This is a genomic window from Halomonas sp. S3-1-1 (assembly GCF_023757625.1).
Lineage (GTDB): Bacteria > Pseudomonadota > Gammaproteobacteria > Pseudomonadales > Halomonadaceae > Vreelandella.
The window spans coordinates 703,164-719,396 of sequence record NZ_JALGBZ010000002.1; the positions used below are offsets into that span (position 1 = coordinate 703,164).

General features: G+C 48.4%; 9 protein-coding genes and 1 pseudogene. All 10 read left to right on the top strand.

Annotated elements, in window-relative coordinates:
- The first annotated feature begins 5 nt into the window (after positions 1-5).
- The 10 genes and pseudogenes from MQW23_RS08210 to MQW23_RS08260 all read left to right on the top strand — a co-directional run bounded on the left by MQW23_RS08210 (position 6) and on the right by MQW23_RS08260 (position 16,222).
- On the top strand, positions 6-2,114 hold the full coding sequence (locus MQW23_RS08210; protein WP_252107373.1) for a DUF6270 domain-containing protein: 2,109 nt from the start codon (positions 6-8) through the stop codon (positions 2,112-2,114).
- A complete protein-coding gene (locus tag MQW23_RS08215) occupies positions 2,107-3,708 on the top strand; it encodes an aldolase catalytic domain-containing protein (protein WP_252107374.1) in 1,602 nt (533 codons plus the stop codon). Before MQW23_RS08210 ends, MQW23_RS08215 begins: the two co-directional genes overlap by 8 nt.
- Before the next feature lie 20 nt (positions 3,709-3,728).
- On the top strand, positions 3,729-4,469 hold the full coding sequence (locus MQW23_RS08220; protein ID WP_252107375.1) for a 3-deoxy-manno-octulosonate cytidylyltransferase: 741 nt from the start codon (positions 3,729-3,731) through the stop codon (positions 4,467-4,469).
- Positions 4,466-5,116 (top strand): HAD family hydrolase, encoded by a 651-nt coding sequence (locus tag MQW23_RS08225; protein WP_252107376.1) that lies wholly within the window; start codon positions 4,466-4,468, stop codon positions 5,114-5,116. The genes MQW23_RS08220 and MQW23_RS08225 overlap by 4 nt, the downstream gene beginning before the upstream one ends.
- A gap of 53 nt (positions 5,117-5,169) precedes the next feature.
- Entirely contained in the window at positions 5,170-7,701 is a 2,532-nt protein-coding gene (locus MQW23_RS08230; protein ID WP_252107377.1) for an FkbM family methyltransferase, read from the top strand.
- Positions 7,702-8,530: 829 nt separating this feature from the next.
- A protein-coding gene (locus MQW23_RS08240; protein WP_252107379.1) for an IS3 family transposase occupies positions 8,531-9,651 on the top strand; the annotation gives its coding sequence in 2 pieces (ribosomal slippage) (positions 8,531-8,789 and positions 8,789-9,651; 1,122 coding nt in all).
- 23 nt (positions 9,652-9,674) lie between these two features.
- Positions 9,675-10,421: pseudogene (locus tag MQW23_RS08245) on the top strand (SIS domain-containing protein); the annotation flags it as partial.
- A gap of 247 nt (positions 10,422-10,668) precedes the next feature.
- Positions 10,669-12,018, top strand: a complete 1,350-nt coding sequence (gene glmM, locus MQW23_RS08250; RefSeq protein WP_252107380.1) for a phosphoglucosamine mutase — start codon at positions 10,669-10,671, stop codon at positions 12,016-12,018.
- A 76-nt stretch (positions 12,019-12,094) separates the two neighbouring features.
- Positions 12,095-13,261, top strand: coding sequence for a nucleotide sugar dehydrogenase (locus tag MQW23_RS08255; protein WP_252107381.1), 1,167 nt, complete (start codon positions 12,095-12,097; stop codon positions 13,259-13,261).
- 252 nt (positions 13,262-13,513) lie between these two features.
- A complete protein-coding gene (locus MQW23_RS08260) occupies positions 13,514-16,222 on the top strand; it encodes a glycosyltransferase (RefSeq protein WP_252107382.1) in 2,709 nt (902 codons plus the stop codon).
- Positions 16,223-16,233 lie beyond the last annotated feature (11 nt).

Genomic DNA, 16,233 nt, shown 5'->3' on the forward strand with positions numbered 1-16,233 from the left:
GTTTTATGGAATTGCCAATAAAAGTTTTTGTATTAGGAAGCTGTGTATCGAGAGATCCTTTTGAAATTGCAGAAAAAAACAACTTTGAAATTATAGCATATCATGCTAGGTCAAGTTTTTCTTCATTGGGTGCTAAGCCGCACGTTGATCAAAAGATTTTATCGGAAATAAAGTCAAATTGGCAGCGTAAAATGGTACGTGCAGATATGGAGAAAAGTGTTTTAGAAGAAATAAAAAAAAATAATTTCGATATATTGCTTATAGATTTAATAGATGAAAGATTTAATATTTCAGTTAGGGGTGATTCTGTCCATACAGTATCTAATGAATATAAAAAAGCTTTATACCAGCCCAATAGTTATAGTTTTTTGAAAGCAAGTTCAAAGGAAAAATTAAAACTTTGGAAAAAAGGTTTGGAGGTGTTGAGTGATTTGCTTAAAGAGTCTATGCTTGAAAAAAAAGTAGTTATTAATAAAGTATACTGGACTCTAAAAGGAGATGGAGCTGATAAGCTATTAGATCGTTATACAGAAGAGGCTATTTATGAGACTAATGCTCAGCTTGAAGTTATGTATGATGAAATCGCAAACTCTATTCCTGATGCCAAGTTTATTAATTATAACTCAGGTGATTTGATTGTTGATAAAAATCATAAATGGGGGTTAGAACCCTTCCATTTTTCTAGAAATGTCTTTTTACAACAGCTTAAAACGCTTAATGAAATTTGTTCATCTTACACTTCAGGTGGTTCGGAAAAATCTAAGAAGTGTGCAGTAATACACACTTTTGACGCTATTAAAGAGATTGAATGGCTTGGTTCTAAAGTTAGAAGCGAAATTTTAACTTTAATTGAATTTTTATACTATCATGATCCTTTGGATTTTTATCGTCAAGCCAACATGAAAAATTGTATAAGTTTCAATTTTAATAATAAAAAACTAACTTGCGATAGCTCTTTTCTAATTAGCCAGTCAAATTATTTATGTTTCTTTAATGAAGAGCAAGAAATTGAAATCGTGCTAGAACAAAGACATTTAAATGTTTCAGCTATTTATTTCAGGAAGTTTTCATTAGTTTATAAATTTGATGCAGCAACATTTCCTTTAAAGTTGGTAGAGTCTTTCTGCCTTGATCTAAAAGCCAAAAGCGAAGTTAAGAATAATTCATATATAGGCGTGTTGGTGTCTTATTCTCGACCGTACCACTATTTCTACGACATGGTTCCAGCATTAAAGTTAAATCTTGAAAAAATGAGTATAAAAGAAAAATACTCTGTGACGCCAATTAGAATTAATGGCGCAGATTTTTTAAATTTAGATTTTCTTGGTTTTTTTAATGGTGTTCGGGGGAAGGACTTTGCATCTGAGGCTAGTGTAAATAAATACCTTATTAAAAATGGTTTTATTATTAAACTGGGTTATCCTAATTCTTTGTTATCTAAAATAGACGGCTATTTTAATTCTAGGTTAAAGTATATTTCAAAATTTGATGAAATGCTATTAAATATTGTTCAGAGAGACTCATTGTCGATTTTTCATGAACTGAATAAGTCGGAGTTTGTTTTTTGGGTTGGTATATGCGGAGAAAAACGGCGATGGAAAGAGCAGGAAAAAGGTATAGCACTTTGTGTTAGCGAGTTAAGGCGGCGTTTTTCTTCGGTTGTTGTATTGGTCGACGGTTTTACTTCTCCTATTTCAGGAGAAAATGTTAGCTTGAATGCCGATAAAGAAAATGACATTTTGCAAAGAATACAGTTGCCGTTTGAAACTGATAAAAGTATAAAATTTATTAGCTTAATTAATCAAACCTCGGTTGAAAAGATAAAATATTCGCAATTTGTAGATGCATTTTTGACAGGTTTTCTGACTGACTCAATGTATCCTGCTAGGTTTTCTAAAGCAGTTGGTATAGGACATGGTTCATATGCAGCTAAAGAAAAATATTTAGAACACATCCATCCCAAAACACACTTTATAAAAAGTGATCGAAGAAGAGATGCGTCAATTTTTAAAAAAACTAATGAAAACTGGGCTAGGCAAAGCTACTCGATAAGATCTGGTGATGTGCTAAAAGAGTTTAAGATGATTTTAGATAATGAGGTTACCAATGATTAAGCAGTTGGATTGCACGCTACGTGATGGCGGGTATTATAATTCATGGGATTTTTCTGAAGAGCTAATCCATGAATATTTAGAAGCCATGCACTCAGCCGGTGTCGATATTGTAGAGTTAGGCTTACGCTCGCTTAAAAACACAGGGTTTCAAGGCCCTTGTGCCTTTACCACTGATGAGTTTATTCGAGGACTAACCATTCCAGATGGGCTTACCGTGGGCGTGATGGTCAATGGCAGCGAGCTTGTGGGAGAAGTGCCCCAAATTGACGCGTTAGAACGCCTGTTTCCCAATGATGCTGCTCATTCCCCCGTGGAACTGGTACGCATAGCCTGCCACGTTCATGAGTTTGCTGGTTCGCTACCTGCCGTTACGTGGCTTAAAAAGCGTGGTTTTATGGTCGGCTTCAACCTTATGCAGGTTGCCGACCGGACCGAAGAAGAAGTAAAAGCCTTGGCACGTGAGGCAAAAGCCTATCCCCTGGATGCGCTTTACTTTGCTGACAGTATGGGCAGCATGAACCCAGACCAAGCAGCACAAATTATTCAGTGGATGCGGACTGAATGGGATGGCCCCATGGGCATTCATACCCACGATAACTTGGGCCTAGCGCTTTCAAATACCCTGCGCGCTATCGATGAAGGTGTTACCTGGGTAGATGCAACCGTGACAGGTATGGGACGAGGTCCTGGCAATGCCCGTACAGAAGAGCTTGCCATTGAAATTACCGAACGCCGTAATAAACAGGTAAGCATGGTTCCGCTAATGGCTTTGCTGCGTAAGCACTTTAAGCCAATGCAAGAACATTACGGCTGGGGTACTAACCCTTACTACTACTTAGCGGGTAAGTACGGCATTCACCCCACCTATATTCAAGAAATGCTCAGCGACTCCCGCTACGATGAAGAAGATGTGCTCGCCGTCATCGAACATCTGCGGGTTGAGGGCGGGAAAAAATTTAGTGTAAATACGTTAGATGCTGCACGGCGTTTTTATTGCGTAGATGCGCAAGGTAGTTGGTCACCTAAAACGGCTTTTTCAGGCTGTAACGTATTATTATTGGGCGCTGGGCCTGGAGTTGCGCGTCACCGAAAAGCTCTTGAACGTTATATTCGCACGGCAAAACCCGTCGTTATTGCATTAAATACCCAGAGTGCTTTAGATGCTGAACTGATTGATCTACGTGTTGCGTGCCATCCTGTCCGCCTTCTCGCAGATTGTGCAGAGCATACCCGACTTCCTCAACCACTGATCACTCCATTCTCTATGTTACCGAATGATGTTCGTAGTGCGCTTGCTGGTAAGGAAGTACTTGATTTTGGGCTCAACATCGTTCCAGAAAAGTTTGTATTTGGCTCGATGCATTGTGGCTTACCTAGTTCGCTAGTGGTCGCCTATGCACTTGCGGCAATCACAAGTGGTAACGCCAGTAAGGTATTTATGGCCGGCTTTGATGGTTACGGTGCAGACGATCCACGTAGTCAGGAAATGCGCCAGATTTTTGAACAGTATCAGGCCACTGAGCAAGCGGTAGACCTCGTTGCCATTACGCCTACCCGTTATGGCCTTCACACAGAATCCGTTTACGCCCTATAAGTCCAAAGAGAAGAAGTATTATGCGTAGTGTTGTAATGATACCTGCTCGGTACGGTTCTAGCCGTTACCCCGGTAAGCCGTTAGTAAACCTGATTAATAAACCTATGGTGCTTTGGGTAGCCGAGTTATCGGCTAAGGCGGTGGGTAAAGAGAATGTATACGTCGCCACTGAAAGCGAGCGGATTGCCAAGACAGTCGAAGACGCTGGTTTTAATGCGGTAATGACAACCGATGATGCCTTGACCGGTACAGACCGGCTTGCTCAAGCGGCTGAAAAAGTGGAAGCAGATATTTATATTAACGTACAGGGTGATGAAGCGCTTGTAGACCCCGCCGATATTTTAAAAGTACGTGATACAAAGCTTGAAAATATGGGAGATGTTATTAATGGTTTTAGCTGGGTATCCGGTGAGGAAGACCCGCATAGCGTAAATATCCCAAAGGTCATTACGACTGAAGATAACAAGCTTGTTTATATGTCTCGCGTTGCTCTGCCAGGTTTTAAAGATCCTAAATACGCTCCTTTGCGGTATAAAAAACAAGTATGCATATATGCGTTTACCCGTGAAGAGCTAGCATCATTCCGTGCGTTTGGGCGTAAAAGTGAATTGGAATACTACGAAGATATTGAGATTTTGCGCTTCCTCGAGATGGGTAAAACAGTTCGTTTAGTAGAAACTAAGCCCGGTAGCTTAGCGGTAGACGTACCAGAAGACGTAGCGAAAGTAGAGGCGGCGATGCGTAAGGCAGGGCTAGGATGAAGCTAACATTTAACGCTTATGAAACCCTTGTTTTTGATTGCGATGGTGTCGTTCTAAACTCCAATCAGGTTAAAAGCCAGGCCTTTTATCAAGCTGCGTTGCCTTATGGCAATGCAGCTGCCCAAGCGTTAGTCGATTACCATATACAGAATGGTGGTATCTCTCGCTACAAAAAGTTTGCTTATTTTCTCGAAAATCTTGTACCCGGCCAAAAGGGGCCCGCTTTAGATGAGCTGTTAGACCGCTATGCCGCAGAAGTGTATGAAGGCTTGATGGGTTGTGATATTGCTGAAAGGCTGCAAACGCTACGTGCAATTACCGCCAATGCGCGTTGGCTCATCGTTTCTGGCGGCGACCAAGCAGAGCTGCGGAAAGTATTTGCCGCTAGAGGTCTAGCTGAGCTGTTTGATGGCGGCATCTTTGGTAGCCCTGATACTAAGGATGAAATACTCACACGAGAGCTTAAAAAAGGAAATATTCAGCAGCCTGCACTATTTTTAGGCGATAGTAAATATGATTGGCAAGCAGCTTCGGCAGCAAAGCTAGATTTTGTTTTTTTATATAATTGGAGTGAGGTCACTGATTGGGAAAATTGGACAAAGCAAAATAAAATAAAATACGCTTTGTCACTTGCCCACATCAATTAAAGATTTCATGTGATGAGCGTAAGCTCAGGAACCATTTAATTAATCAGGCTACTATGATTTTAAAAAAATTAAGCTCTCCTGAGCTTATAAGTTGTGTGAAACTCAAGCTAGAGCAAGTTTCAAATAATTCATCTAACACGGCGTTAGGCAAAACACTTTTTGTTAATAAAAAGCTTGAATTAGCACCTTTCTCATCAATCGACTTCTTTAATTGGGGAGGGTGGGAGAAAAACCCACTTTCTAACCGCAGCTGGCAATGGCGGCTTAACTGGCTTTCTTTTCTTTCCTATCTGATAGCCTATCACTGTACTTCTAAAGATGATGATGTGTTGAGTTTTTCAAAGATAGCTATTCAGTCTTGGCTTGACAGCTACCTTAAAACTGACACTAGTTATCCCTTTGAGTTTATTTGGCACGATCATGCTACTGCGTTACGTGCTGAGCAGTTAGTGTTGTTTGTTTATTATTGTCGTGAAAATGCTTCTGAATGGGCTGAGCAACACGATGATTTTCTAAAATATGTTGAACATGCGCTAGTAGTACACGCCCAGTGGCTAGCTAAAGATAGCTTCTATTCCGAGCATACTAATCATGGCTTGGAGCAAGCGCGTGTGTTGTTACTTCTTGGAACTGTGTTTGAAGGGCAGAATGCGCATGAATGGCAGCAAATTGCTATCCGTAGGATCACTAGTGAACTGAATTTCGCATTCACTGAAGAAGGTGTTCATGTCGAAAACAGCCCCGCCTATCATGTTTTTGTATTCAAGGTTTTTATAGGAATTATTAAAGATTACCCAGCAGATATGCTGGGTGACTTAGCCGATAAGTTTGAGCAATTTTCTGCTAAGGCTTTGAGTTTTATTACCTATGTTTTGCGCCCAGATGGCAGCCTCCCCCCTATAGGCGATACCGAACAGTTACCGACCTCTGATGCTTATCGGCAAATGTTTGGTCATACGCTTGAATATAAGCATTTTCTCTATGCTTTAACACAAGGGAAAAAGGGTGGCACACCATCAGCTTTAAATAAAGTGTATGCAAATTCTGGCTATGCGGTCTTCCGTGATAGATGGCCGGAAACAGAATGCTTCGAGCAGGCTTTTCATATTATTATGAAATTGGGATGCTTGAGTCGTTATCATCATCAGCAAGATGAAGGGCATATATCTGTTTATGGTTGGGGCGAGGACTGGTTAATTGATTCTGGTTTATACAATTATATAAATACTGACCCAGTTCGGAAATATATGCGTGGACGGGTGGGCCATAATGTACCTTTAATAAATGGTGCCCGTTATTCAACGGAGTTTGAGCATCGTTTAAATAATTGGCAAGTGATGGAGTTTAGTGAATCCGATGTGAATCCTGGTGTTACTCTTAAGCTTCAAGTTCTAGAGCCCGTAATACAAATAAGAAAGTTTGATTTTTTAACGGAATCTAAGCGCTTAAATATTGCTGATTATTTTAAATTTACTGATGAGTGTGCACGCGATATAGTTTTACAATGGCATTTTCCTAGCGATAAAACTATTTCAGTTATAGATAAAAAAGTATGTATTTCCTCTGTTTCAGGAAATCAGTGTATACTTACTTTTAAAAATGAACAGCCTGATGAGATTCATCTGTTAAAAGGCCGTAAAGATGACAGGGTTTATAGCTGTATATCATATAAAGCTAATTCATTAGACGACTCTCAAGCGGTACGGGTCGTATTTAAAAGCCGATATTCTTTGGACGTTGAAAGTGCTTTCGAGTTTTTAGCTTTGGAGGATCCACTCGGCTTGAGTCCAGCTTCTACGATTCATGAAGTCTATACAAACGGTAAGGTTTTTAAGATTGATCTGCCTGACTTTAAAACTGACTATATCCAAAAGTCTATCGCTAAAAATTCGAAGCCCTACGAAGCTGAAATGCTTGAGGCGATGTCCATTGGGTTAAATCCGATGGATTTGGTTTTAGATGTAGGTGCAAATATTGGTAACCACACTCTTTATTTTGCCTGTGTTTTAGGTTGTCAAGTACGTGCCTACGAGCCTAATAAGCGTTTGCATCAGCCTTTAAGTAATAGTGTCAAATTAAATGGTATTGCTGAACTGGTTCAAGTATTCCCTTGTGGGGTTGGTAGAGGGCCATCTAAAGCTAAACTAAAAGAATTGAATGAAAGTAACTTGGGATCACAGTCACTGGAATTATTAGATGAAGGCAGTATAGGTATTGACGTTGTTCGTTTAGATGACCAAGTTTTTGAGTCACCAGTGGCTGCTATAAAGATAGATGTTGAAGGTATGGAGTTAGCGGTTCTTGAAGGCGCTGAGGATTTGATTCAAAAAGATCAGCCTTTGTTAGTGGTTGAGTCAGTCGATGTTGCTCATTATGATACTCTGCAAAATTTTATTAAAAGAAATAACTACATTTATTGCAGTTCTTTTAATGGTACGCCGACACATTTTTTTATTCACCAAGATAAAGTTGCTGGCTCCCCTTGGATAGACTTGTTTTTTGCTAAAGGACGAGAGTTTTACCAGATGCGTCATTACCATAAAAAGTTAAAAAAGACATTGCAACAACTCAATAAAATAAAATAATAAAAGAGATTATATTTTCGCTGGTCAATAATGAATTTCTAGGATAGAACCGTAACATGCTTACGTTCTACATATTTGAGATATCATTAGTCTATTTCTTGATTAGTAGTATTTTTATATCTACTAGTCACAAGGTTTTAATCATTTTCAGGACTATCTATGTGCGGGATTGTCGGCGCGATCAGCGCAAAGGAATGTACTAACTTTCTACTCTCTGGGTTATCCACCTTGGAGTATCGCGGCTATGATTCGTCAGGGCTTGCTCTGTTGTCAGATGAGGTAAACGGCAGCCTTAAGGGTGCTCATATCAAGGGGCGGGTAGCAGAACTTGCGGGCAAGGTAGAAGAGGAGAGTATTAACGGTAACGTGGGTATCGCATATACCCGATGAGCCACCCACGGAGTGCCCGCGGAGCGTAATGCGCATCCGCATATATCTGAAGGGTTGGCGGTAGTACATAACGGCATTATTGAAAACTATGAAGCCTTGCGTGAGCAGCTCCAGAGCTTGGGTTAAGAATTTACCTCCGATACTGATACCGATACCATCGTCCACCTGATTCAAGCCTGTTTCAAAGGCCAGATTGGCGAACCGACGGAAATCTGTTTTCTGCCGTGTAGTGCGCAGTGGCTTACTTGAAAGGCGCGTTTGCTCTTGCCGTGATCAGTGAAGAGGAGCCGGATTGTCTAGTGGTCGCGCGTGAAGGCTCGCCGTTGATGTTGGGCATTGCTGACGATGGCCATTACGCGGCCTCCGATGCATCCGACGTCACCCCCAGATTGAGTAGCGCTACACTTTAGAGTCCAATCCTATGCTAAGGAGATTGGACATGAAGAAGCGTTTCAGCGAAGAACAGATCATTGGCTTCTTGGGCGAAGCGGAGGCGGGACTGCCCATCAAGGAGCTATGTCGTCGGCATGGCTTCTCGGAAGCCAGTTATTACCTTTGGCGCAGCAAGTTTGGTGGCATGAGCGTCCCCGATTCCAAGCGACTGAAAGAGCTCGAAGCCGAAAATGGACGCCTGAAAAAGCTGCTCGCGGAGTCGCTATTGGAGATGGAGGTCACTCGCGAGGCGCTGAGAAAAAAGTGGTGAGCGCCCTGGCACGTCGAGACGTGGTGCATTTTATGGTGTCACGTGGCCTGAGTGAGCGTCGAGCGCTCCGTGTCATTCGTATGAGTGCCAGTGCATTGCGCTACCAACCGGCCCCAGACCGCAATGCGGCATTGCGTGAACGCATTATTGCCTTGGCACACCGGCATCGTCGTTACGGCGCGGGCATGATCTACCTGAAGCTGCGTCAAGCCGGTGAACAAGTCAATCACAAGCGCGTCGAGCGCCTCTACGCGGCGGCTCGGTTGCAGGTAAAGCGACGCAAGCGTAAGAAGATTCTTCTGTCTGAACGCAAGCCCCTGGGCCGCCCTGGTGCTGCCAATCAGGTCTGGTCAATGGATTTTGTGTTTGACCGCGCGGCGGAAGGGAGAGTGATCAAGAACCTCACCATTGTCGACGACGCCACCCATGAAGCCGTGGCTATCGTGCCTGACCGTGCCATTGACGGGCTGTCGTTAACACGGATTCTGGACCATCTAGCGCTACAACGTAGCCTTCCAAGTGCCCTTCGTACGGATAATGGAAAGGAGTTCTGCGGACGCGCCATGCTGACGTGGGCTCATCAACGTGGTGTTGCCCTGTTTTTAATCGAACCTGGAAAGCCCAATCAAAACGCCTACATCGAATCGTTCAACGGGCGTTTTAGAGACGAATGTCTAAATGAGCACTGGTTCACCAGCCTACATCACGCGAGGGTCATCATTGAGGCGTGGCGACGGGAGTATAACGAAGAAAGACCGAAGAAGAGTCTTGGCGGGCTAACGCCTTCCGCCTATGCCGAGCAACTGGTGTTAAAAAACGATAAAGTAACGTCAGACTCTAAATCCAGGTGCTACTGAAGATGGGGTGACGTCGGCAACATGCCAAATCGCTTGGGCATTGCCACACGCTGTCTATTTGAAACGTGCCGGAATCCGCCATCTTTCTCGAAACTACGCTGCGCTTCATTACCCGTGCCGGCCCTGAAATCGACGTAGCCTCTACCAAGGCGTTTACCACCCAACTGAGCGCGCTGTTTCTGCTAACGCTTCTGCTGACCAAGGCCCATCAGCGCTTGGGTAACGAGGACGAAAAAGCCTACCTGGACGAACTACGCCATCTGCCTATCGCGGTCGATAAGGTACTGGCGTTGGAACCTGGTATCGAAGCTTGGGCCAAGCAGTTTGCCGAAAAGCATCATGCGTTGTTTCTGGGCCGCGGTCGGCATTACCCCATTGCGCTGGAAGGTGCGCTGAAACTGAAAGAGATCTCCTGCATTCACGCAGAAGCCTACACGGCGGGGGAGCTCAAGCACGGCCCCTTGGCACTGGTCGATTCTGAAATGCCCGTAGTGGTCGTCGCCCCTAATGATGAAATGCTAGAGAAGCTCAAGACCAACATGCGGGAGGTCAGCGCCCGGGGTGGCCAGCTGTATGTATTTGCCGATGGTGACAGCGCCGTGCAGGCATCCGAAGGTATCAACGTTCTAATGATGCCGGAGCACTACGGCCTGCTTTCGCCGGTGTTGCACGTCGTGGCGCTCCAGCTGCTTTCCTACCATGTAGCGCTCGTAAAAGGCACGGATGTCGATAAGCCCCGTAATCTGGCCAAAAGCGTCACCGTCGAGTAGTGCAATGTGGCGTCTTTCCGACGCCCCCAAGCCACTTACTCTTGCCTGAAAACGTTCTTACACGCTAAAGACTATTCATCCATTGTTAGTGCACGCAGAGCAAAATTTATACTCTGCCGACTCACGACTCACGACTCACGACTCACGACTCACGACTCACGACTCACGACTCACGACTCACGACTCACGACTCACGACTCACGACTCACGACTCACGACTCACGACTAATCATTTAGGTACCCCAGCATGCGACAATACTTCGGCACTGATGGTGTACGCGGCCGTGTAGGCGAATTCCCAATGACGCCCAGCTTTGCCATGAAGCTTGGGTGGGCCGCAGGCCAGGTGCTGGGCGCGGAAGGTATTAAAGAGGTTTTGATTGGTAAGGACACGCGAGCCAGCGGCTATATGCTGGAGTCCGCATTGGAGGCGGGCTTTTCCGCCGCCGGGGTCAATGTGGCCCTGGTGGGCCCGCTGCCTACTCCGGGCGTGGCGTATTTGACCTCTACGTTTCGGGCCGACGCGGGCGTCGTCATCAGCGCCTCGCACAACCCGTTTTACGATAACGGCATCAAAATATTCGCTCAGGGCGGCAACAAGCTGACCGATGCCCAAGAGCAGGAGATCGAGCGCTGGCTACAGGTAGCGCTCGAAGGTGATATGACCTGCGTGGAGTCCAGCCAGTTGGGTAAGGCGCGGCGTATCGATGATGCCGCCTGCCGCTACACAGAATACTGCAAGGCAAACCTGCCCGGCGCGCTGAGTCTTAACGGCTTGAAGATCGTAGTGGACTGCGCTAACGGTGCCGCCTATAAGGTAGCGCCCGCCGTCTACCGCGAACTCGGCGCAGAGTTGATCAGCATTCACGACACGCCCAACGGAGTGAATATCAATGCCGGGTGCGGCGCTACCTCCATGCAGAGCCTGCGCGCTGCAGTGCTCGAACACAAAGCCGATGTGGGTATCGCCCTGGATGGCGATGCCGACCGCCTGATGATGGTCGACCACACCGGCACGGTGGTAGATGGTGACGAGCTTTTGTATCTATTGGCAAAAGATGCCCAAGCCGCGGGCTATACGGGCGGGGTCGTGGGTACTCAAATGAGCAACTTGGGCCTCGAGCACGCCTTGCATGCGTTAGGTGTACCCTTTCAACGTGCCAAAGTGGGCGACCGTTATGTGATGGCGCAGCTAAAAGCGACGGGGTGGCGGCTGGGCGGTGAAGGCTCCGGGCATCTTTTGAGCCTGGACCATGCCTCTACCGGCGATGCGGTGATCGCCTCGCTGCGAGTGCTTACTTGCCTTCTGCGGCAACAAATGAATCTGTTCGATGCCAAGCAGGGCATGCAGAAGCTTCCACAAACGCTCATTAACGTGCGCTTCAGGCCCGTTGGTGAAATAAGCCCCCTTGAAACGCCAGCGGTCAAACGAGTCGTGGCGGATGTCGAAGCCAAGCTGGGGGAGAGTGGCCGGGTGTTGCTGCGTAAATCTGGTACTGAGCCGATGATTCGCGTGATGGTGGAAGCCACGAACGCCCAAACCGCTGACGCCGCTGCCACGGATATCGCCGATGTGATTCGGGAGTCGGTAGGCTAGCCCGTTCTGTTCCGTTACTATTTAAATACTTGAAACGGATGGATGTAATGAGATGGCGCTTAATGGGGTGTCCAAATTGAAAATAGCGGTTGCCGGTACGGGCTATGTAGGTCTTTCCAACGCGGTGCTTCTGGCTCAGCATCAGGAAGTGGTGGCGGTGGATGTTGTGGCTGAAAAGGTAAAGCTGATCAACGCCCGGCAATCGCCCATCGAAGATGCCGAAATCGAAGCGTTCTTCCGGGATAAGGCATTGAACCTGACAGCGACGCTGGATAAGGAACTCGCCTACGCCAACGCCGACTACGTCATCATCGCCACGCCTACCAACTACGATGCCGTCACCAACTATTTTGATACCTCCAGCGTCGAGTCGGTAATCCAGGATGTCATGCGCATCAATCCAGAGGCGGTCATGGTCGTCAAGTCCACCGTGCCGGTGGGGTACACTAAAGAGGCAAGCGAGCGCTTCGGCACCCGCAACCTGATTTTCTCGCCGGAGTTTCTGCGTGAAGGCAAGGCGCTTTACGATAACCTGCACCCATCGCGTATCGTGGTAGGCGAGCGTTCCGAGCGTGCCGAGCGCTTCGCGGGGCTGTTGAAAGCCGGCGCCGTCAAGCAGGATATCCCCACACTATTCGTCGATAGTACCGAAGCCGAGGCGATCAAGCTGTTTGCCAACACCTACCTTGCCATGCGCGTGGCTTACTTCAACGAGCTGGATACCTACGCCGAAACCCATGGACTGGATGCCCGGCAAATCATCGAAGGGGTGGGGCTCGACCCGCGTATTGGTATGCACTACCACAACCCAAGCTTTGGCTACGGGGGGTACTGCCTACCCAAGGATACCAAGCAGCTATTGGCCAATTACGAAAATGTACCCAACAACCTGATTGGTGCCATCGTCGAAGCCAACCGTACGCGCAAGGATTTCATCGCCCAGTCGGTGCTTAAGCGCAACCCCAGAGTGGTGGGCGTTTACCGGCTCATCATGAAGTCTGGTTCGGATAACTTTCGTGCTAGCGCCATGCAGGGGGTGATGAAACGCATCAAGGCTAAGGGAGTCGAGGTTGTCGTTTACGAACCGGTACTGGAAGAGGCGTATTTCTACAACTCGGAAGTCATGAAGGATCTAGAGGCGTTCAAGCAGCGCTGCGATGTTATCATTGCCAACCGCATGGTCGATGACATCGTCGATGTGCGCGAGAAAGTCTATACGCGAGATCTGTTCGGGCAGGATTGAGGCCGTACCCGTTAGTAGCTCTGCGATAACGACGCAAGGGTGTACCGCAAGCGCACAGTGAACCTTTAGTGATATCAATGCTCGCATTTGCGAGCATTTTTCGATGTGTAGGTGGTCGTCGGCCTTCGTGATCGTGTTTTGTTGAATCGAGTGTTGTTGAACCGACTGTTTTGAACCGGTCGCCGTTGAACCGGTCATCGTCATACCCCTTGTTCTTGCATCATGATGAGTTCTAGATATCAGGGAAAGCTAATGTATTGGAAGCGTATCGAGTTTATTCGCCATTCCGGTTTCATGGACGAAAAGTGGTACATGAAGCGCTATCCGGACGTGGCGCGTTCGGGTCTGGATCCTGTCGTTCACTACGTCAAGTACGGCGAGGCTTGGGGGCGCATGCCGTCACGCTTCTTCGACCCCCGCTACTACGTGAGTACCTACCCGGATGTGGCGCAGTCTGGTGAGAGCCCGCTAATACATTATCTGATGCACGGCATCCATGAAGATCGCCTTCCGGCATCGAAAATAACGCTAAACGCGGCGGAATCCGCCCAGATGAAAAGCCGGCGTACAAAGAAGAAACAGCAGCAGCGCATCAAGGACCTGGTCGCGCGAGCCTATAACCTCGAGTTTTCCAATGTGGCCATCCCTGAGCTTGAAACCATTGCGCGGGATGAAAGCGGGCTGGCTCGCCAGTTTGCTCTTTGGGAGTTGGGGCTGTGGTACGCCGGCCAGCAAGCGCCCAGCGCCCAGGAAAACGCCGTGGCGTTCTTTCAGGCGTATATTGAATCCACTCAGGAAGAAGCGGCACAGGTAGCGGCAAAGAAGTTGCTTTCTCAGCTTCATGCCCGGCTTGGGCAGCTTGAAGAAGGCCGGCACGTGCTTGCCAGCGTACCGGCTTCACTGCGTGATGACGATTGGCTGCTTGGCCATTTGAACCTGGCCACTACCTCCCAAGCCCGCTTGGAGCTGCTGTCTAGTATGTACCAACAGCACGGCCTGGAAGGCGTACGCTTCAAACCCGAACACTCCCAGGTAGACGCGCCGGCAAGCTTTTATGAGCGTGTGACCGCCGATACTCAAGGCGTTAGCCCTTCCAATACGCTGGTGAGCGTGATCATTCCGGCGTACAACGCGGCCACCATGCTGCCTACCGCGCTTGAATCGCTGCTGGCACAGTCGCACCAGGCTTTGGAAATCCTGGTAAGCGACGATGCCAGTACCGATGATACCGTGGCGGTAGCCAAGCGTTTTGCCGCGCAGGATTCACGGGTGCGTGTTCTGACCACTGCTACTAATGAAGGCCCCTATGCCGCGCGAAACCGGGCGCTGGATGAGTGCCGCGGCGAGTTCGTGACCACCCACGATGCCGATGACTGGTCCCACCCGCGCAAGATCGAAATTCAGGTAGCGCACTTGAAGGCTCACTCGGATGTCATCGCCAACTGCTCGTCGCAGATTCGCCTGCGTGAAGATGGCGGTATCTATCTGCGGCCGAAGTCGACAACGTTTCTGCTGATGAACCTCTCATCGTTGATGTTCCGCCGCGGGCCGGTCGGTGAAGCGCTGGGGTACTGGGACAAGGTGCGGTTTGCGGCGGATTCGGAATTTTTGGCCCGGCTGCGCCAGGTATTTGGTGAGCAGGCCGTGGTGACGTTGGGCGGGGCGCCGCTCTGCTTTCAGCGCCAGGCAGCGGGCTCGCTCACCGCAGACAGCGATTTTGGCTACCTGGGGTACAAAACCGGGGCGCGTAAAGAGTACGACGAATCGGCGGCCTATTGGCGCAAGCGCGCCGGCGAAAGTACGGCACCGCTTCGCTATGGCAAAGAGGGCGCAGAGCGCCAGTTCGCACGGCCCAGCCCCATGCTGCCGGATAAAGGCGCAAGCCGTACCCATTTCGATGTCATCATCGCCTCGGATTTTCGCCTGCCCGGCGGCACCAGCCACTCGAACATCGAAGAGATCAAGGCGCAGCGCCACTTCGGCCTGCGTACCGGGTTGCTCAACCTGCTACGCTACGACCTGAATCCCGGCCGTACCATCAACGAAAGCGTGCGCGATTTGGTAGATGGTGAAAACGTGGCGTTCATCGTGGCCGGGGAGCGGGTCACCTGCGACCACCTGGTGATTCGCCACCCGCCGGTGGTACAGCACCTGCAAGATAGATTGCCTCAGGTAGAGGCGGCGCGTATTTCAGTGATCGTGAACCAGCCGCCTAAACGCGAATACAGCGAAACCGGTGCCACGCTTTATGATATTCCCACCTGCAACCGCCATATTCTTCAAGCCTTCGGTAAAGAGGCGCGCTGGTATCCTATCGGGCCGCTGGTACGGGCATCGCTTCACGATCACCACGCAAGCGAGCTTGCCGGGGTAGACCTCGCCGACGAGGATTGGGTCAATATCATCAACGTGGATGAGTGGCAGCGCCCAGCGCATACCGTGCACGGCGCGCCCATTCGTATTGGCCGCCACTCGCGTGATCAGTACGTCAAGTGGCCGGAATCCGCCCAAGTGCTTTCGACGCTTTACCCCGAAGATGAACGGTTCGCGATCCACGTATTGGGCGGTGCGCAGTCACCCACGCAAGTGCTGGGCCATTTACCCGGTAACTGGGTGGTTCACGAGTTTGGCTCGCTACACCCGGCGCAGTTTCTGCGCGAGCTGGATTTCTACGTCTACTACACCCACTCGGATTGGATAGAGGCGTTTGGGCGGGTCATGTTCGAAGCCATGGCCGTGGGCGTGCCGGTGATTATCGACCCAAAATACAAACCGTTATTCGGCGATGCCGCCGTCTATGCGCGCCCGGAAGAGGTCATCACCGTCATCGAAGCAATGGCCAATGATCCTGCGCGTTATCAACAGCAGGTAGAGCTAGCTCTTGGGGTGGTCAGAAACCTGTTTGGCTACCGCGTTCACTTGAAGCGCCTAGGGCTTATCGGTAAAACCGTCTCTGCCTAACTATAAAGCCA

Coding starts and splice junctions, on each gene's coding strand:
- MQW23_RS08210 (WP_252107373.1), top strand. CDS start 6: ATGGAATTGCCAATAAAAGTTTTTGTATTAGGAAGCTGTGTATCGAGA.
- MQW23_RS08215 (WP_252107374.1), top strand. CDS start 2,107: ATGATTAAGCAGTTGGATTGCACGCTACGTGATGGCGGGTATTATAAT.
- MQW23_RS08220 (WP_252107375.1), top strand. CDS start 3,729: ATGCGTAGTGTTGTAATGATACCTGCTCGGTACGGTTCTAGCCGTTAC.
- MQW23_RS08225 (WP_252107376.1), top strand. CDS start 4,466: ATGAAGCTAACATTTAACGCTTATGAAACCCTTGTTTTTGATTGCGAT.
- MQW23_RS08230 (WP_252107377.1), top strand. CDS start 5,170: ATGATTTTAAAAAAATTAAGCTCTCCTGAGCTTATAAGTTGTGTGAAA.
- glmM (WP_252107380.1), top strand. CDS start 10,669: ATGCGACAATACTTCGGCACTGATGGTGTACGCGGCCGTGTAGGCGAA.
- MQW23_RS08260 (WP_252107382.1), top strand. CDS start 13,514: ATGTATTGGAAGCGTATCGAGTTTATTCGCCATTCCGGTTTCATGGAC.